This window comes from Yinghuangia sp. YIM S10712, from assembly GCF_051388935.1.
Lineage (GTDB): Bacteria > Actinomycetota > Actinomycetes > Streptomycetales > Streptomycetaceae > Yinghuangia.
On record NZ_JBPKBI010000007.1, the window covers coordinates 173,923 to 192,751 of the forward strand.

The window sequence follows — 18,829 nt, forward strand, 5'->3', positions numbered from 1 at the left end:
GGGCCTCAGCCCGCCTCGGCCGCCGCCGTTCTCACCCCCGGGGCTCGCGGGCCTCAGGGCACCTGCGGCACCTCGGGGCTCCGGGGTCTCAGTCCCCCGGGCCGCCCTCGCGGTCGCTGCCGACCGTGCCGCTGCCGCCGGTCGCCGCGTTGAGCGAGCGGTCGACTTCCAGCACCGAGTCGGTCTCGAACGCGTCGAAGCGCAACACCGTGATGGTGGGCGCCACTTCGACGATCGGGGCGAGGGGCCGGGCAGTCGAGGCCGCCGGCCCGCCGGTGGCGGCACCCGCTGCGGAGTGCCCGGTGCACAGCAGCACGGCCACGAGGGCGGCCACAGTGACCGGAACACTCGCGCGTCTGTGGGGCCGCCCCAACTGCGTTCGCACACAGCCGCCTTGGGCACGGGAGACGTGGTCGGCGCCGATCACACCGAGACCGTGCCTCGGGACACGTGGTGGCGGCTGATGTTCTTCTCCAGCAGCTCGGTCGACTCGCGCACGCCGATTCCTCCGCCGTCGCGCGGCTCCGGCAGCCGCCCGTCCGCGAAGCTGAGCTCGGCGAGTGCCGTGTCGATGGCGCTGTGCGCGGCGAACAGGCAGGGGGTGCTGTAGATCGCGACGTCCACGCCCAGTTCGGTGAGTTCGCTCAGGGAGAGCCGGGGCGACTTGCCGCCCGCGATCTGGTTGAACAGCAACGGCTTGTCGCCGATCACGGTCCGGATCCGGCGGATCCACTCGACGCTGCGCACGCCGTCCACCAGGACCACGTCCGCGTCGGTCTCGGCGAGCGCGGCGGCCCGGCGCAGGATCTCGTCCTCCTCCGTGGCGTCGGTGCGGGCGACGACGAGCAGGTCGGTCCGCGATTCGAGGACCATCTGGAGTTTGGCCAAGTACACGTCCAGGGGCAGGATTTGCTTGCCGTCCGCGTGGCCGCAGCGACGCGGGCGCTGCTGGTCCTCCAGGATGACGCCGGAGGCGCCCGCCCGTTCGAGGCGCTGCACGACGTGGCAGGCGACCTCGGGGTCGACGTAGCCGTCGTCGATGTCCACCAGCATGTGGTGCCGGGGGAAGGCGAGCCGCAGCCGCTCGGCGAAGTTCACCATGTCCGGCCAGGCGATGAAGCCGATGTCGGGCAACCCGTAGTGGGAAGCGGCGAAGCCGAAACCGGAGACGAAGAAGCCCCCGTAGTGCCCGGCCGCGATGGATGCGGAGTACATGTCGTAGATGCCGATGAGCGGCGTGGTACGAGGGTGCGAGATCTCTTCGCGCAGGGCTTTGCCGTAGTTCACGGTTCCTCCGGGGACCGAGAGCCAATGCCTTCCGCCTCGGCAGATGCACGCAGGCGGCCGGCCGGTGCGGTGGGTCGACCTATGGAGCCCGGCCGGGTCGCGGCGGCGCCGAAACGACGGCGCGCCCGGACGGGCAAATGATCGACTACGCCATGTAGCCGAACGAATTCACTCAGTAGTATGTGGAGTTGGAAAAGGGCGTGTCAAGAGACAACCAACTGACTGTTCACACAACCGTGCGATCCCGTTTGCCTCTCGCCTCCGGTCGCCCACCGCATGCTTGCCGCACACACGCTCGGACGCTGTAATGGCCCCGGCACGGCGACGCGCGGCCTCGCCTCCTCGACGGCTACGCCTGGACGAAAACGCCGCGCGGCACATGAGCGCCTCCGGTCCGTGAGCCGGCCGAGGACCCTTCGCCGCCCCGCCTCTTCCGCGAACACCCCGCACATCCCAGCCGCTCCGGCGGCCCCTTGCTGTCTCCGCCCCCCACGAAAGGTTTCGCACATGCGGCGGTACGTCCTCACCGGCACCCCCGGCGCCGGCAAGACATCGATCCTGCGCGGCCTCGCCCGCCTCGGCCACAGCGTCGTCGAGGAAGCCGCGACAACCGTCATCGCCCGGGCGCAGGGACAAGGCGACGACGAACCTTGGACGCGGCCGTCGTTCATCGACGAGGTAGTGAACCTGCAACGCCGACGCCAACTGGCGGCTCCCGGCACCGACCACGCCCAGGTGTTCGACCGCTCTCCCCTGTGCACATTGGCGCTCGCCACCTACCTGGAACGGCCGGTGTCCCCGGCCTTGGCCGCCGAACTCGAACGGATCACGTCGCAACGCATCTACGAACGACAGGTGTTCTTCGTCCGCAACCTCGGTTTCTGCGAGACCACGTCCGCCAGGCGCATCACCTTCGAAGAGTCATTGGCCTTCGAACGAATCCACGAGCAGGTCTACCGCGCGTACGGCCACGAACTCGTCGACATTCCGGCCGGCGACCTCACCGACCGCATCACGGCGGTGAGTTCGGCGATCGCCGACCGAACGGACGTCCTCGTGGCCGTCCCCCGGGACGACCTCACGTGAACCCCCGCGGTCGTACCACCGCGGGCTCCCCGCACCGGCTCCGTCGGAAGCGGTCGTGGCGCGGGTGTCCAACTGGTATAGCTATAGCGGCAGTTGTGAAGAGCGCACGGGATGGCCGAAAGCCGGGCGGAAGGCGGGGGCAGGTGCAGTCGGGCGGCAACGTCGCGGGCCGACACCGGGCACGGTGGCTTCGCCGAGGCGCGGGGAGGCCAGGACCTGCGCAAGGGGACGGACAGTCGCGGTCAGGCGTCCACGGCCTGTCCGGTGGATCTCTTCGGACCGGCCCGCGTGGTGTCGTGGCTACGATCGCAAGGCGCGGTCCCGAAGCCCGTACTCGGTGTACTCGCCCGCCGGGCCTGGCGGCTCTCCTTCACCCGCAGCGCCGCGAGCCTCCGTGCCACGCCGCTCGGGCCCGGAGACATCCACCGGACAGTCCCCGGTCCGGCAACCGGCAAGCCGCGCGGCGGTGTTGGCGTACCGGCCGGGTCGGCGAGGTGGGTGACGCAAAAACTTTCGTCGGTTGCCGCTTTGCGAGGGAAGAACCTCGGATACGGGCCGGGTCGTCGTGCCACGATGGCTCGGAGGCAGTGGTCGGCTGCCGCTGGGGTGGTGTGGGGACGCCGCTGCGCGGCCTTGGTGTGGGGGGTGGGGCGCACTGGTGACTCCTCCCCCTTGTGCGCGAAAGGGCTTCTCGCCCTCCCGGCGAGCCTTTGCGGCGGACCGGCCCGGCCCGCGGAACATGCGACCGCTCTCCGCCCGGTGGTGCCTACCCCGGCGTTCGGAATCGCGGGGAGCACGCCCGACCGGCGTCGCGGAGCGAACCGTCCCCCCGGGCGGGCTTCCCGGCGACAGCCCGGCAGCGGTGGGCGGTCCCTTCTTCTCGAATCTCGCGAAACCGCGATCACCCTAGCGAGGGCCACCGACAACGGCAGCCCGCCCGGCGGCGATTTCCCGACCCTTGCCCCGCTCCGCAAGAACTTCGCTTCACCCCCGGTCGAAATGGGGTGCGCACGAAGGAGACCCTATGGACGCCGAGTTCGGCGAGCGCCCCGCGCAGGTCGGGAAGTACCGGCTGTTGCAGCGGTTGGCGACCGGGGGGTTCGGTGAGGTCTTCTACGCCGAACACACGTCGTCCGGTGTGGCTGCTGCGGTCAAGTTGATGCACCGGGGATTGCTGGAGGCTCCCAAGGCGGCTGAATATCGCCGCCGGTTCCGGGGCGAGGTGGAGTTCCTGTCCCAGCTCGAACACCCGGCCGTGCCGAAGCTGTTGGCCGCCGAACCGGATGCCTACCGGCCCTGGCTGGCCACCGCGTTCGTCGCCGGGCCGACGCTGGCCGAGCTGGTCGACGCGCACGGGCCGCTGCCCAGTGGCGCGGTGCGGGCGCTCGCGCTGCGCATCGCCGAAGTGCTGGACCTCCTGCACCGCGGGGGCCGCGCGCATCGCGACCTGACGCCGAAGAACGTGCTGGTCACCACCGACGGCGCGCATGTGATCGACTTCGGCCTGGCGCGGGTCGTCGGTGCGCAGCCGATGACGCAGGTAGGCCATGTCATGGGCACGGTGTCGTACCTGCCGCCGGAACGGCCCGGGCAGGGAACGCGGTACGACGCGGCGGGTGATGTGTTCGGGCTCGGCGGGATCACCCTGTTCGCCGCCACCGGGCATCCGCCGTTCGACGACCTTCCGGACGTGTTGCGCGGGCGGATCAATTTCCGCGGCGTGCCAAGCGACCTGAGCGCCGTACTGCGCCGGCTCCTGGACCAGGACCCGGAGGTGCGCGGCAGCGCCGCCGAGGCCAAGATGCTGCTGCGCCCCGCCGACGGCCGGTGGCAACTTCCGGACTTCGCCGACGCGTTGGCGCCGGTGCACCGCGAGGCGCTGCGCAGGCATCCGGTACGGCCGGCGATGTGGGGCAACGGACACGACATGCCGGCCGAGTACGGATCGGACGACGCTTCCTCGGTCTCCACCGGCCTCGACATCCTCCGCGCGGTCGCGCCTCCCGAGGGGAGCGTCGCGCAGGACATCCCCACGCAGGACATGCTGGCCGACCCGCTCGGCGTCACCGGCCCCCGCCCGGCCGACCCGCTCGGCGTCATCGGCGCCGGCCCGTTCGCCCGCGACTTCACGCGTCCGCCGCGGCGCTGGGCACCGCGTGCCGAGCCTGTCCCGAGGGACCGCGGGCACCACACGCACCAGACGAACGACAGGGACCGGAGGACGGGACCGCCGCCCGGCGAGCGCTTCGTCCGGCCGGTTCGCGCCACGCCCGTGGAGGCGCTGTGGGACCGGAGGCTCGGCGACTGGGTGCGCCACGTGGTCTCCACCCCGGACGGCACGGTGCTGGCGGCCACCGCAGACGGCGTGCTGACCGCCATGGACGGACGCACGGGTCACTTCCGCTGGGACGAGCGCCTGCCCGGCGGACTCCACGGCGCGCCGGTCGTCGACGGCGGCCTGGTGCACGCGGGTTCGGCGGACGGCTGGCTCAACACCCTCGACACCCTCGACACGGCCGAGCGCCGGTTGACCGGAAGGCGCCGGGTCGGCGGCCGGGTCGTCGGCTGCGCGGTCGCCCCGGGTCGCGTGGTGGTCGCGGTCGGCAGCGGCGTGGTGTGGTCCTTCCCGTCGGCCCAGGGCGCGGCGGATTGGAGCGAGCCGGTGGGCGCGCCGATCACGACGCCGCCGGTGGTCGCGGGGCGGATCGTGTACGTCGCCGACGCCCGCGGCCTGCTGCACGCGCTGCACCTGGACGACGGCGCGGCCGTGTGGCCGCATCCGCCCGACCTGCGCGAACGTCCCACAGCGCTGGCGGTCGCGGACGGTCTGCTGGTCGCCGCGGGCGCGGACGGCGGCGTGCACGCCTTCGACACGGTGGACGGAGCCCCGCGCTGGAAGGCGCACAACGCCGCACAGGCCTGGGCCTGCCTGGCGGTTCCGGGTACGCGGACCGTGCACACCGGCGCCCTGGACGGCGCGGTGCGCGGCTACGACACCGCCACCGGCGAGTTGAGGCACGACACCAGGCTGTCCGCCGGGATCCACAACTCGCTCGCACAGCTCGACGAACTGCTCGTCGTCGGCTGCGCGGACGGCAGCACGGTCGTCCTCGATCCGGTCGACGGGCAGTCGGTGTGGCGGCACAATGGCGCCGGTTCCGTTCACGCGCCGGCCGCGGTGGTGCCGGGCGGGCCGGTGGTGATCGGGGGCCTTGACGGGCGGGTGTGCGGGCTGCCGCCGCCGTAACGGCACGACCCGGCGCCACCCGGTGGCGCCCGAGACCTCCGACACCCGTCCGACACCCGTCCGACATCCGTCCCGATCGAAGCCCGGAGCCCGATGAACGCCAGCGCACCCGCTGTGGGGCCGCCCCGGAACTGCCCGGTGTGCACGTATCCCGGCACCGACGGCACCGAGGCGTGCCCGGGTTGCGGTCGCTCCCGGGTGGCCGGTCAGCCTTCGGACGCGTCCGGTGCCTTGGCGCTGCGCCAGGACATCCGGGCGGCTGTGCGTGCAACGTCCGACGGCCTGCGCCGACGCGACGACCGGGTGCTGGCCGGCCTGTTACGGCAGTGCCGGGGTTTCGACGGGCTGCCCGAAGGGGCAGGCGACCGGCTTGTCCGCGAGCAGGCAGGGATCGTGGACGCGACCGATCGGCGGGCCCGTGCGCAGCGGCGGCCCCGCGGGGCGCCGGAAGCGGCCGTGGCCCGGCTGGCCGCCGGGGACGTCGACCGCGTGGTGCTCGTCGAGACCGGCGCGGACGGTTTTTCGACCTGCTCGCTCACCGCGTCCCCCGACGGGCTGGTGACGGCGGACCGAGTGGTGCGCAACGTCCGTGAGTGGAGCGATGCCCTCCCGGGCGACGGCGGACGCGGGCGCGCCGAGCTGCACTTCCTGGCCGCCGGCGGTCAGGGTGACAAGGGCACGCCACCCGACCTGGAGACCCTGGCGAGTTGGGCCGACGAACTGCTGCGGCCGCCCGGCGAGCGCCCGGGGGAAATCACCGAGCACGTCCTGATCCACCGCCGGGCGAACTGGCTGCTGCCCGCGCTGTTCGCCGCTGCGGTGCGCCAAGTATCCCCGCCCGTGGCCGAATTCATCGCCGAGCCCGATGAGCCCGACTTGGCCGAGCGCGCCGACGACCTGTGCACGGGAGTGCCGCTGCGCCGCTCGTACCACTTGGCGCTGGCCTCGGTGGCGGAGTCGGACGGGCGTGTCTCGGTCACGATGGTCGAGCTGTTCCCGACCGGCACCGCGGTGCGCCCGGGGATCACGACCGAGACGGAGGTAGCGGTGGCCCGGCCGCCGGGGCTGCCCGGTCCGGCCGCGCTGCCGGTGCTGACGCGCGGCGGGCCGCAGGACGAGTGGACCGAACTGGCCGTCGCGCACGCCGACATCGCGGTGCCGGGGCAGGCGGTGGTGGTGGCGACGTTGGAGGGGCCGGGCCGGGTACGGCTCCAAGTACGTGGTGTGGGCGGCGATCGGGGTGTGTCGTACGCGCTCGGCCGCTGGCCGCAGAGCTGGAGGGAGCTGGCCGCGACGCTGCCGCACCGGTACAGCGCGGCGACCGGCGCCGATGTCGTGGTGGCCGTGGAGTTGGGCGGTTCGGCGACCGTGGTGGCCGAGCGGCTGGAGGTCCTGCGGACGCTCGCGCACGCGTTGCGCGCGAGCGGCGGCCCGGCCGCGACGCCGGCGTTCGGCGGCGGTCCGCCCGGCGGACGCCCGCGCGGCCCCGAGAGCGACAGCCTGGTACGCCTGGCGGCCATCGGCTACCGCGACCATTCCAAGGACCGGCACCTGGCGGACGAAGACCCCTGCCTGGCAACGGACCTGACCGATCCCGGCGCGGTCTTGTCCGCAGTGCAGAACTGGCAGGCCCACCCGGTCGTCGACCAGTTCGCCGCACCGCTGGAGGACGCCCTGCACCGGGCGCTGAGCCTCGGCTGGCGCCCCGGCACGCAGCGCACGCTCGTGGTGCTGGGCAGCCGCCCCGCGAGCCTGACCACACGGGCGGGCAGCGTTGTCCACGCCCGCGTGTGCCCGAGGCGCCTGGACTGGGCCGAAGCGCTCCGCATGCTGCGCGAACACCTGGGTGTGCGGACGCTGGCGATGGTGGACGAGCCGTCGTGGATGACCCACCCCGATCCGGCGATCCCACACGCCCGTACCCGCGAGATGTGGCAACGGCTGGGCGCGGACGGGCGGTTCGTCCTCGGCTCGAACGCCGACCTGCGGGCCCTCGCCGACGACGTGGTGCCGACGGCGTCCGTGCCCTTGGCCCTGCCCGTCCGCGCGCCCACCCCGTCCGCCGGCACCGGCCACCCGCTCTGGTGACCGCCGCCCACCAGTCCCGCCGCTCGCCGGCCGCCCTCCCGGGCGGCCCGACTCCCCAGGGAGACCGCCATCAGCGACCAGCCGTTCGAAGGGCAGAGTCAGCCGAACCAACCACCGCCGTGGTCCGGCAGCACTCCCTCACCCGATCCGGACTTCGACGACACCACCAGCCGTCCAAGCGCCGCGGCTCCCTTGCCGCCGCGCCTCGTCGACCGGGACGTCTTGCCGCCTCCGCAGTACTCCCAGGCCGTGCCCGGTCAGGCTGTGCCCGGTCAGGCCGTGCCCGGTCCGAGCGCGCCGGTGTCGGGCCCGGCGGGCAACGAGGTACGGATGGCGCTGTGGGGTGCGAGCGGCAGCGGCAAGAGCACGTACCTGTGGGCGCTGCCGCGCGCGTTGCACGGGACCGGCGGGAGAGCGGACGGGTGGACGATCACGCCGCTCGACGACACCTCGCGCGGCTATCTCGCGGAGGCCGAAAAGGGCCTCGTGGTGGACCGCGTTCTGCCGCAGGGCACCAACATGGCCCTCAGCGTGCGCTGGCTCCTGGCCCGGCGCTCCCGTCGGGGCCTGCGGCTGAAGCCTGCGCCGGCGTCGCGGATCCTGCTGACCGTCGACGACCGGCCCGGCGGCGAATACAACCAGGCGCTGGACGGGGCCGTGGCGCAGTTGGCCGACGCCGACGCGGTGGTCTACCTCTACGACCCGGTCAGCGACGCCCGTCGGCGCAGCGAGACGTTCGAGGCGTTCAGCAGTACGCTCCGCGCGGTCAGCGCGCACCTTTTGCGCCAGGGGCGCTTGCGGGACGACGGCCGTCTGCCGCAGCATCTCGCCGTGTGCGTCACCAAGTTCGACGATCCCGCCATCTTCGACCGCGCGTGCCGCGGCCACTGGGCCACGCAGGACGACAAACGCCCCTATCTTCCTCGCGTCGCCAACCACTACGCCGAGGACTTCTTCGCCGAGTTGTGCCGGGCGACCGGCGGCACGGGTGAGCAGGTGCGCAAACTGATCCAGGACAGCTTCGTGCCGCAGCGGACCCGCTACTACGTCACCTCGTCGGTCGGCTTCAACCTGGGCCCCGACGACAACTACGACCCGGACGACTTCGGCAACATCGACCACGAACCGGTGCCCGCGCGCGGACCGGTCCGGCCGGGCGCGGAAAGCGCGGCGCGGTACCGCGAGCGGCTGCGCTCGGTGCCCGTTCCGGTCAACATCCTGGAGCCGCTGGTGGACCTGGACCGTCTCGTACGCCGCGACCGGCGCCGTGCCGCATCGCGTACCGGAACCGTTGCCGGGGGGCCGTCGTGACCGGTGTGGAAGCCCATTGGGCTTATTGGAGCAAGGATCCCGGCGACGACGGGGACTACCGGGTTCTCGCGTGTAGCACCGGGATTCCGGCGCACTTCACCGCGCTGGTGCACGCCGAGAGCCCCGGCACGCCGCGCACCGAGGACAGCGGGCTGCCCGGGTCGCTGCCGTGGGTGGCGTTCGGCAGCCGCCGCGACGGCGCCCGGGACCACTGCAGCGTCGCGGTGATGGACTGGACCGACGACACCGACTGGACCAACCGCCGGATCTCCGCCACCCGGTGGATGACCCTGCCGTTCGACGAACTGATGCCGCTCGGCACCGAGTTCACCGAGCTGTACCAGGCGGCGGTGGCCGTTCCCCTGCACGAGGGCAGCGCGGCCACGCTCGACCTGCCCGACAGCGACGCCCGCCCGGTGCCCGGGCAGGCGTCCGGAGGCACTGCCGCGGCGATGCTGTACTGGGCCGCCGGGGTGGCGGCGCTGCTGCTGGAAGGCCGCGTCGTGGTGACCGGCGCGGGTCAGGCGGGCGTCGACGAGCGGGTTGCCGCGATCGACGCCGTGGCCCGGATGCTCCCGTACGGCTACCGCGCCGATTTCACCGCCTGCACGTGGACACCGGTTCCCGAACAGGTGCGCCAGCGCCTGTGCTTCGCCGACTACCTGGGCGACGGCCTGATCAAGGCGCCGTGGAAGGGCAGGGTTCCGTCGCCGTCCGCGCCCGTCGCCCGCCGCTACCTCGAACTCCTCACCGAGCGCCTGGACGTCGGCGAGGGCGAGCGGTTGCTGCACTGGCTGAGCAAGAACGCCAAGAGCCGGCCCTTCAGCGAACCGGGCCGGGCGGTGGAAGTGCTGGAGGCGCTCACACTGCCCGAACTCGTGGTCACCGAGGTGCGGTCGGGACAGGGCAGCGCCGATCGCGTGCTGAAGGCCCTCAAGCGCAGCGGCCTCGCGGAGTTCGACAGCGAGGCACGCCGGGCCCTTTTCGGCTTCCTGTTCGCCCGGCACGACCCGGCGCTGTACCCGACCATGCTCCAATACCCGTGCGGCGAGCTGTACGAAGCCGCCCCGGCGGCCCTGCACGCGGCTCTGGCGCCCACGGCATCCGAACACGGCCCGGCGGCGGCCGAGTCGGAGGCGACGGCGATCACCGAACAGTTCATCGTCCCGATGTGGGACGACGAACGGCAGGCCGACAAGTATTTCGCGATGTGCCTGTCGGTCCCCCGCGGTTCGCGCGTCCCCGAAGCCCTGGTCGCGACATGGGCCCAGGGCTTCGCAGCCGACCGGGAACGCGACTGGCCGGAGGTCGGCACGGCACTCCTGCACACGCCGGCTGTGGGACTGGCCGCCGTAAGGCAGTGCGCGCGGCACAATCCGAAGGAACTCCCGCGCCTGATGGCGTTGCTGTCCCCCACCGGCGGCGCCCCTTGGCTGACGGTGCTGCGGTGGGTCATGGATCCCCCCGACGAACAGACCGTGTCCGCGCGTACGCTCGCCCAGGCGGTCGAGCAATGCCCGGGCGTGGCGGTGCAGGCGTACCGTCTCGCGGCGCTGTACCGCAGCTTCGACGCGGTGCCCGCGCCGCTGTGGCAGGAATGGCTGCGGATCGCGTGCGGTGAGGACCAGCGGCAGTACGCCGAACTCGTCGGCGCCGTGACCGACTTCGACGCACGGAATCCCGACGCCGGCACGCATCGGGGTATCGCCCGGTTGGGTCTGCTGCAATGCCTGTCCGAGAGACGCTTCGCCGTCCCACGGTCGTCCGGCGCGGCGGAGTACGTGCGGGAACTGGCCGACGCCTGCCGCTTGTTGCCGCGTGGTGCGATGAGGACGCACCACCACCCGTCCGTGGAGATCCTCCAGGGCATCTTGTCGACGTGCCGGTCACAGCCCGACATCGGCGAGATGGCGGTCGCCTTCCTGGTGGCCGCGCTGGACCGGGCCGACGACCTGGGCGCCGACACCTGCCGCACGCTGGCGGCCTACGCACTCGACCCGGCCAACGGGTTGCAGCACCAGGTGTGGGACGCACTCGCCGCGATCGACGACGGCGGGCAGACCCAGCAGCGCCTTCTCGCCGCGGTCCCGGACATGGCCGCCGCCGTACGCATCCCGCTGCTGGAACGGGCCGCACGAACCGGTGGTCCGGCGACGGAACTGGCCGAGCACTGGGCCTGGCTCAGGCTGCGCCTCGGCGCGGACATGGACAACGAGCCGGTGCGCCGCGCACTCGGGCACTGGCCCGCCCTGCGGCGGCAGCCGGGAGCCGTCTACGAGTTGCTGATCGCCGTCAGGGCCGCTCTCCGGCAGGCCGGTCTTCCCGCCAAGGAAGCCGACGCCTGGCTGGTGGGGACCAGCCGCGCGATCATCGCGAACAAGTGGCTCGGCGCGGCTGTCTCCGATGACCTGCGGCAAGCGGTGGCGCAGCGGCAAACGGCACTGCGCCGTGAGGAGGAGTTGCTGCGGCTCATGGTCGGGGGCTCACCCGACGCGCGGTCCGGCGGCGGTCAGCGGGCCGCCGCCGGAATGCCGCAGCGCCCTGCCGGACCTGCCCCGGTTCCCCCGGTTCCCGGGTGGGCTCCCCCTCCCGACGAACCTCCGGGGCGCGATCCGGAACGCCGCACCGAAGACGCGTGGCGGACCAAGTCATGGGCCACCGGGTGGCGTACCGACAAGAACACCTCGGGACGGCGTCCGGACGCGGACTGGCGGTCCGGACGCCGGGCCGTGACGCCACTGCTCCTGGTCGCGGTCGGCGTCGTCGTGGTGACCGTCGTGGTGCTCCTGGTGTTCTTCTTGGGCGGCTCCGACTCGTCCAAGCCGAACCCGGCCACCTCCACCGGGCAGTCGTCGGCACCGGTCGGAAGCACCCAACCCGGCAACGCGCCCGTGCGGCCCGAGAACGCCGACACCCGAACCACCGACCAGCCCTCGTCACCAGGCGCGGCACGCTCGTCCGGACCGGACGCACCGAACAACGGGGAGACCCGATGAAATCACCGACTCCCCTGCCGACGCGCGGCGTTCGGCACTCTTGCGAGGAGGCGCGATGGGCCTGATCGTGCTCGTTGTCATCGTGGTCGGTGCCGCGGGGGCGCTGGTCTACCGCCGTCCGCGCTGGACCGGTGGGCTGACGATGTGCGTACGCCGGGAGGCCGAGCCCGGCTACCAGGTCGCGGGAGTATTGGTGCGCGGCCGGTTCGGGCGCACGATGGTGCACGGCCAGGACGACGACCCGTACGTGCTGCGCCTGCCGCACACGACGGCCCGCGTCACCGTCCGCGCCCGGCGCTCGTGGCGGCATCCGCGCGAGGTCGACCTGCTCGTGCGCGTCCGGCTGGCCGACCCCGGTCGGCAGGACACCGTGCGGTGCCCGGTCGGCGGCCGGCGCATGGTGCTGGGGCTCGACGTACGGCACGACACGGCGCCGTTGCCGCCGGCCCCGCCGCGCCCGCCGGTCCCGCCGCCTCCCGCGCCCGAGTCGTACCCGCCGAACCTGCCGCTGCGGGACGCCCCCACCATGGTCCACCCGTTCCCGCCGCCCACATCGTCTCCCGAGCAGGCGCCGACCGTCATGCTGCCGCCGCCGGGCGGCCCGCGCCCACCGCACACCCACGGCGGCGGGCTGTATCCGGGCGGCGAGCTCTCCGGCGGCCCGGACACCGGCGGCCCCCGCCGCTGGCCTCCAACCTGACAACCGCCCGGGCCGCAGCGGCGCCGCGGCCCCCGCCCGCAGTCGCGCCGCCCCGCGCCCTGCCGCCCCGCGCCCTGCGGTTCGACGCGAGAAACGGCTTGCGCTGAGCCGTTTCCTTCACCGGCCCGGACGGCGCGGTGTCCCTCGACATAACCCTGGACCGAGGCAGGATCCCGAGTCGATGTCACCTGGACCGCAAGTCCGCTGCCCGCGCGATCCGTTTGGCGCGGCTCCCCGTCGTCCGTCGGCCGTGGCTGGGTGAGATTTACGATCGGGTGAGGGAGCGTCCGTTCTCGGACCCGTTCTGATGGACTTTTCCGGGGAAGCACGCTTTGCGCACCTCTGAATACGCCGTAAGCCGATCGAGTTCCCATTTGCGTGATGCTTGGGGTGGGCGGCGATCGTGGGGGCCCATCTGTCGGCTGTGGGCGCGGCGAATACCGTGGGCCCTGCGGGCCGTTCTGCGGTCCGGTGTTTCGCTGCGCCCGTGCCGGCCACTCATGACGGAGCAAGTGTTGTCTGCATTTCACCGCCAGGACCAAGCCCTGCTGCGCGAGCTGATGGCGAGGAACCTCGTCGGCCGGAGGCCCGGCGGCGCCGGAAGGTGGTTCGCCGATCCGGCCTTGGCGCGTTTGGCCGGTGCGGGGGGCTCACCGGCCCACCTGCGGGTTGTCGAGTCGGTGCTGAACGAGCGCGGCACGCTCGATCTGCCGGTGATCGAGGCGGGGAGTGTCCGGGTCGACGGGGCGGCGCGGCGGGTCTGCGTCGTTGCCGCGACGGACATCGCCGCCGATCCCACCGTACGGCACGGCGAAATGTCGACGATGTTCTACTTGCGCGATCACGTGCAATGCGCCGGGGCCTTGATGGAGCTCTTCCTGCGGGACCCCGCGCGTTATGCGGCGGAGGGCGCGGTGGGACGCGACTTGATCCGCAGCGCGCTGCACCTCATCTCCACACCCGCGCAACTCGCGCGGTTCGCGGCCGTCGTGCAGCGGGGGGATGTCGGGCAGGAGGAGTGGCCGCACATATCGCTGTGGTTCGACGATCTCGAGGCCGAAAAGCCGAACGGGTGGCGCAACAAACAGGATTCGTTCCAAATGCTCGCGTTTCTCGTCCTCGACGCGGTCGATCGCGGGTTCGTCGGAGCCGACGAACTCCTCCCCGCGCACAAACGGTTCCTTCGCTTCGTGGTGCCATTGCTGGATGCGGTCGGATTTCCGCGGTACGAAAGCTCCGGATCTTGGGAGGAGAACGCCGCGCGGCGTACCTCGGTCATGGCCGTCGAGACGGCATTGCTCGAAAAAATCCGCGTGCTTGCGGGCAGCGAGGGGATGGGCTTCCTCGAATCCGGCATGGACTTCTCCGAGAAAGTCGGCGCAATGGTGGACGCCGGCCTCCGGGAAATCGCCCGGAGGATTCCGTTCGAGTCACCGGATTATCCGCCCGAGTCGATCCGGCACCGCAAGGCGGACGCCTCCATGGTCTACGTGCTGATGTACGGCCTCCCGGAACTGCTGGCCCGGGCGCGCGTTCCCGTCGGCGCCCCGGCGCGGCCCATGACCGCGCGAGAAGTGGAGGCCGTGGTCCTCGACGGCCTGCGCGACCTCGAAGACCCGGTGACCGGGGGCCTCATCCGCTACGCGGAGGACTCGTACCAGCGCGTGAACTTCCATACGTACGAGGTGCAGGCGACCGTCCGCGCGATCAAGCGCGACACAAAAGCGGACGCGGAGGCCCGCAACGGCGAACCGGATCTTGATCGCAAGCAGGAGATGCGCGGCCGTCTCACTCCGCGAGGCCGCGAAGCGGCTTGGATTCATCCTCTCGGTCAACTCGCCGTCTGGGCCGCCCGCCGAAGCCTGCAAACGCGCCCGGCGGATCCCGAAGAGGGGGAGCGTTACCGGGAATTCGCGGTGCATTACCTCGACCGCATGCTGGCCGGCGTCACCGGCGAAAACCAGTGGCACGCCGTGCTCCGCGAGGACGGCGGCTACCACGTCAGGAAAGTCCCGCCGTACCGGGTCCCGGAATGCCACGTGACCTACCGTGACGACGAGGGCCGTGAATTGATCATCCCCTCACCGCATACGCCGCTCAACTGGGGGACCGCGATGTTGAAGGCGGCTCTCGGTCTGCTCGCCACGGACGACGACGTGCCTGCGTTTTCGGCCCCGCGCTCCGAGCAGGGCGCGTTCCGGCGCGTCCGGTCACGGTGCGGCCAGCACCTCGGTCACCATGCCCACGACGCGGTGCGCGAGCATCCCGTCCGGGTCGAGGTCGGGCCTGAAGTCGGCCACGCTCACCCCGGCGAGGCGCGGTGATGCCGCCAACGGCCGGAGCAGCGCGGTCAGTTGCTCCCAGTCGGGTCCGCCGGGCTGCGGATAGGTGACCGCGGGCAGCGAGGTCGGGTCCAGCACGTCGAGGTCGATGTGCAGCCAGCAGGACTCCGTATCGATCCGATCGGCCGCTCGCCGTCCGCTGCCGCTCGGATCGTCGCGTACCGTGTCGGCGTCGATGCGCGGCAACTCGTCCGGCAGCCGGGTGAGTTCGGCGACGGACTGGTTGTCGGCCGGGTGCGCGCGGTGGCCGATCAGGACGGTGTCGGCGGCGCGCAGCATCGGTTCGTCGAGTCCGGAGCGCACGAGGTCCGGGGGGCCGTGGCCGTGCAGCATGGCGAGTTCCATGTCGGCTGTCTCGCCGCTGTCGGACGAGTCGCCGTCGAGGTAGTCGGCGTGACCGTCGACGAACCACAGGCCGGTCCCACCGGGCAACGCACCGAAGACGCCCAGCAGAAGGCTACAGTCGCCGCCCACGACGAGGGGACGCCTGTCCGGCTCGTCGTGCAGCGCACCGGCAAGCGTGCCCGCGAGCCGCCTGGCGGCCATCACCGTGTCGGGCAAGGCCCTCACGCCGGTACGCGTGTCGCGGTCGGAAGTGCGGATCGAGGTCTCGGCGTCTCCGACGTCACGCCCGACCCAGTCTGCGAGACCGGCCGCGCGCAACGCCTGCGGTGCGGATTCCTCGCCGCGGGCGCCACCGGAGGAGTCCCAGGGCGCGCCGAGCAGAAACCAGTCTGTGCCTGCCATCACGTTCCAACGTACTCCTCCGCGCGCGAATGCGCCGTCGCGCCGGAAACGGCCCCTACTGCCGCTGCCGCGCCGTAGGCGCCGCCGTTCCTCGGCCTCGCGTTCGCGTCGCGTGACAAACTGCCGCACATGACCGGTTCGAAGGCGAAATCCGACCTGCACCGATACCTGCAAGCGGCCCGCGACGCGCTGTTGTGGAAGCTCGACGGGTTGGGCGAGTACGACGTACGTCGGCCGCTGACCCCCACCGGCACCAACCTGCTCGGCCTGGTCAAGCACGCGTCAGGTGTCGAAATCGGGTACTTCGGCGACAGTTTCGGACGTCCGTTCCCTGGAGCGCCGCAATGGAGCTCGGCGGACGCGGAACCCAACTCCGATATGTGGGCGACTCCCGAGGAGTCACGCGAGGAGATCGTCGGCCTGTATCACCGGGTGTGGCGGCATGCGGACGCCACGATCACCGACCTGCCGCTCGACGCACCCGGTCAGGTGCCGTGGTGGCCGGGGGAGCGCGGCCGGGTGACGCTGCATCAGCTCTTGGTGCACGTCATCGCCGACCTGCAACGCCACGCCGGCCACGCCGACATCGTCCGCGAACTCGTCGACGGCACGGTGGGTATGCGCAAAGACAACAACAGCATGCCCACCGACGACCGCGCGTATTGGTCCGACTACCGGCACCGCCTGGAGGAAGCCGCGCGGCGGGCCGGTCGCGACAGTCAGGGGGCGGTCGACCCCACGTAACCATCGTCAGGTGGCCGCAGACCACCTAACGGGTCAGATGCGCACCGCGTAGAGGGAGTTGTCGGCGGTGCCGAAGTAGACGGTGTCATCGGCGACGGCGGGGGTCTGCACGGCCGCGGATGCCTGGAACTTCCAGCGCGGTTGCAGGGTCGCCGCGTCGAGAACGTGCAACTGCTGGTCGCTGCTGCCGACGTAGACGGCACCTCCTGTGACGGTCGGGGCGCTGACATCGCCGGCGGTGGCGTACTCGCCCCTCGGGGCACCGGTGAGGGCGTCGACGGCGAAGAGCTTGCTCCCGCCGCCCATGTACGCGACGCCGCCGATCACCGCCGGGCCGGACTTGGGGGACACCCCGGCGAGTTTCCACAGCGGTCTGCCGGTCGCGGCCTCGGCGGCGTAGAGGACCTGGTCGGTGGCGGCGAAATAGACGTTGCCGCGCTCGACGACCGGGAAGCCGGAGACCGCGCCCCCGGTCGGCACCGTCCATTTCTTCGTGCCGGAAGCGGCGTCGACGGCGTAGAGGTTGGTGTCACTGCATCCCACGTACACCGTCTCCCCGGCGAAGACCGCGTGGTGCGTGTCGTTGCCGGTGGGAAAGCGCCAGCGCTCGGTGCCGTCGGCGTTGACCGCGTACAGGTTGCCGTCGGCGCTGCCGACGTGGACGAGGCCGCCGGAGAAGACCGGTGAGTGGACGATGCCGCCGGTCTCGAACGCCCAGCGCAGGAGCCCGGTCGCCCCGTCGATCGCGTACAGCTTCTTGTCGTCGCTGCCGAGGTACACCACGCCCCCGACCACGGCCGGCGCGGAGCCGATGGCCGCGTTGGTGGTGAAATGCCAGCGTTCGGTGCCGTCTTGCGCGTTCAGCGCGTAGAGCGTCCCGTCGTTGCTCGCCGCGTACACGGTACCCCCGGCGATTCTCGGGTACGAAAGCACCACGCCCGTGGTGGGGAAGTGCCAGCGCTTCTCACCGGTACGCGAGGACGCGGGCGCATCCCCGTTCTCGCTGCCGCCGTCCTTCTTGTCGTCACCGTCCAGCAGCGTCCAGCCCAGCGCACCGGCGGCCACCGCACCGACCAGGCCCGCCGCTCCGAACAGCACGCGGCGCCGACTCGGACGTGACCCGCCGCCGCCCGCCACCACCGTCGGAGCCTCGGCTTCCGCGGCTCCTGGGGTCTCCACCCGAGTGCGGGGAGGAAGCGGCGGGTTCGGAGGCGGGGGGATCACGACGGACGCGGCTTGTATCGCCGCGGTCGCGAGCGCAGGGATCGTCGCGGGCAGCCATCCGGGCGTGAACATGTCCGTCGTGTCGCCGCCCCGCGTCAGGCCCTCGGTGACGGCTTCCAGGGTGGGCCGACGCGACGGCTCCGGCGCGAGGCAGGCCGTGACGACGTCCCGCAACTCGTCGGGCAGCCGGGCCAGATCGGCCTGTCCGGACACGATGCGGTAGACGATCCCGGCGAGCGAGCCACCGCCGAACGGCCCTTCACCCGTCGCCGCGAACGCCAGCACCGAGCCGAGCGAGAAGACATCGCTCTCGGGCCCGACTTCGGCGTCTCCCCTGGCCTGTTCCGGGGACATGAAGCCCGGTGTGCCGATCATCGTCCCGGTCACGGTCAGCTCGGAACCGCCGCCCATCGCGCGGGCGATCCCGAAGTCGATCACGCGCGGCCCGTCGTCGGCGAGGATCACGTTCGCGGGCTTGAGATCGCGGTGCACCAGACCGCACGCGTGGATCGCGGCCAGCCCTTCGGCCAGCCCGGCGCCGAGGCTGCGCACGGTGTCCACCGGCATGGGCCCGGACGCGGCCACCGCGTCGTGCAGCGACGGCCCCGGCACGTACGCGGTCACCAGCCACGGCGGATCCCCCTCCGGGTCGGCGTCGACCACTGGTGCGGTGTGGAAGCCGCCGACCCGACGCGCCGCCTCGACCTCCTGGGCGAACCTGAGCCGAAACCCCCGGTCGGCCGCGATCGTCCCGTGCACGACCTTCACCGCGACCGGCCTTCCGCCCGGCGAACGGCCCAGGTAGACCTGGCCCATGCCGCCTCCGCCGAGGCGCCCGAGCAACGTATAGACCCCGACACGCTGAGGATCGGAGGGCGCAAGAGGATCCATGAACAGCGACCCCTGTCTGTGAGAGATCGGCACGAAGCCGCGGCTGGGCCAGGACGGCCCGAATTCTCTCAGGTATCCGCAGCCCTCAGTCACGGCGTCCGCCGACATGGACGAGGAGACGTCAACGGCGAACCAGCCGAAGCGATCGGTGAACACCGCGCCGCGG

Annotated in this window: 12 protein-coding genes; 8 read left to right on the plus strand and 4 right to left on the minus strand. The window is 72.1% G+C overall.

Annotated features, from left to right (window positions below; all coding sequences use genetic code 11):
* Positions 1–88: 88 nt before the first annotated feature.
* A complete protein-coding gene (locus ACRX5W_RS17330) occupies positions 89–334 on the minus strand; it encodes a hypothetical protein (protein ID WP_436789064.1) in 246 nt (81 codons plus the stop codon).
* An 89-nt stretch (positions 335–423) separates the two neighbouring features.
* On the minus strand, positions 424–1,287 hold the full coding sequence (locus ACRX5W_RS17335) for an isocitrate lyase/PEP mutase family protein (RefSeq protein ID WP_436789065.1): 864 nt from the start codon (positions 1,285–1,287) through the stop codon (positions 424–426).
* A gap of 507 nt (positions 1,288–1,794) precedes the next feature.
* On the opposite strand from ACRX5W_RS17335, the gene ACRX5W_RS17340 reads away from it, so the two are divergent.
* From ACRX5W_RS17340 to ACRX5W_RS17370, 7 genes are all read left to right on the plus strand, one after another.
* A complete protein-coding gene (locus ACRX5W_RS17340; RefSeq protein ID WP_436789066.1) occupies positions 1,795–2,373 on the plus strand; it encodes an ATP/GTP-binding protein in 579 nt (192 codons plus the stop codon).
* A 1,024-nt stretch (positions 2,374–3,397) separates the two neighbouring features.
* Positions 3,398–5,620, plus strand: coding sequence for a protein kinase domain-containing protein (locus ACRX5W_RS17345; RefSeq protein WP_436789067.1), 2,223 nt, complete (start codon positions 3,398–3,400; stop codon positions 5,618–5,620).
* Positions 5,621–5,713: 93 nt separating this feature from the next.
* Positions 5,714–7,708, plus strand: a complete 1,995-nt coding sequence (locus ACRX5W_RS17350) for a hypothetical protein (RefSeq protein WP_436789068.1) — start codon at positions 5,714–5,716, stop codon at positions 7,706–7,708.
* 249 nt (positions 7,709–7,957) lie between these two features.
* Positions 7,958–9,019, plus strand: a complete 1,062-nt coding sequence (locus ACRX5W_RS17355) for a hypothetical protein (RefSeq protein WP_436789069.1) — start codon at positions 7,958–7,960, stop codon at positions 9,017–9,019.
* Positions 9,016–12,015: a hypothetical protein gene (locus ACRX5W_RS17360; protein ID WP_436789070.1), complete on the plus strand. Its 3,000-nt coding sequence runs from the start codon at positions 9,016–9,018 to the stop codon at positions 12,013–12,015. Before ACRX5W_RS17355 ends, ACRX5W_RS17360 begins: the two co-directional genes overlap by 4 nt.
* Before the next feature lie 55 nt (positions 12,016–12,070).
* Positions 12,071–12,715 (plus strand): hypothetical protein, encoded by a 645-nt coding sequence (locus ACRX5W_RS17365; RefSeq protein ID WP_436789071.1) that lies wholly within the window; start codon positions 12,071–12,073, stop codon positions 12,713–12,715.
* A 515-nt stretch (positions 12,716–13,230) separates the two neighbouring features.
* A complete protein-coding gene (locus tag ACRX5W_RS17370) occupies positions 13,231–15,039 on the plus strand; it encodes a hypothetical protein (protein WP_436789072.1) in 1,809 nt (602 codons plus the stop codon).
* Here the strand turns inward: ACRX5W_RS17370 and ACRX5W_RS17375 are convergent.
* On the minus strand, positions 14,926–15,804 hold the full coding sequence (locus ACRX5W_RS17375; RefSeq protein ID WP_436789073.1) for an arginase family protein: 879 nt from the start codon (positions 15,802–15,804) through the stop codon (positions 14,926–14,928). The two genes, ACRX5W_RS17370 and ACRX5W_RS17375, sit on opposite strands and share 114 nt — an antisense overlap.
* A gap of 129 nt (positions 15,805–15,933) precedes the next feature.
* Here ACRX5W_RS17375 and ACRX5W_RS17380 point away from each other — a divergent pair, with 129 nt between their 5' ends.
* Entirely contained in the window at positions 15,934–16,548 is a 615-nt protein-coding gene (locus tag ACRX5W_RS17380; protein ID WP_436789074.1) for a DinB family protein, read from the plus strand.
* A 33-nt stretch (positions 16,549–16,581) separates the two neighbouring features.
* On the opposite strand, the gene ACRX5W_RS17385 is transcribed toward ACRX5W_RS17380, so the two are convergent.
* Positions 16,582–18,663, minus strand: a complete 2,082-nt coding sequence (locus ACRX5W_RS17385) for an outer membrane protein assembly factor BamB family protein (RefSeq protein ID WP_436789075.1) — start codon at positions 18,661–18,663, stop codon at positions 16,582–16,584.
* Positions 18,664–18,829: the final 166 nt, after the last annotated feature.

Coding starts and splice junctions, on each gene's coding strand:
- ACRX5W_RS17340 (WP_436789066.1), top strand. CDS start 1,795: ATGCGGCGGTACGTCCTCACCGGCACCCCCGGCGCCGGCAAGACATCG.
- ACRX5W_RS17345 (WP_436789067.1), top strand. CDS start 3,398: ATGGACGCCGAGTTCGGCGAGCGCCCCGCGCAGGTCGGGAAGTACCGG.
- ACRX5W_RS17350 (WP_436789068.1), top strand. CDS start 5,714: ATGAACGCCAGCGCACCCGCTGTGGGGCCGCCCCGGAACTGCCCGGTG.
- ACRX5W_RS17365 (WP_436789071.1), top strand. CDS start 12,071: ATGGGCCTGATCGTGCTCGTTGTCATCGTGGTCGGTGCCGCGGGGGCG.
- ACRX5W_RS17375 (WP_436789073.1), bottom strand. CDS start 15,804: ATGGCAGGCACAGACTGGTTTCTGCTCGGCGCGCCCTGGGACTCCTCC.
- ACRX5W_RS17380 (WP_436789074.1), top strand. CDS start 15,934: ATGACCGGTTCGAAGGCGAAATCCGACCTGCACCGATACCTGCAAGCG.
- ACRX5W_RS17385 (WP_436789075.1), bottom strand. CDS start 18,663: ATGGATCCTCTTGCGCCCTCCGATCCTCAGCGTGTCGGGGTCTATACG.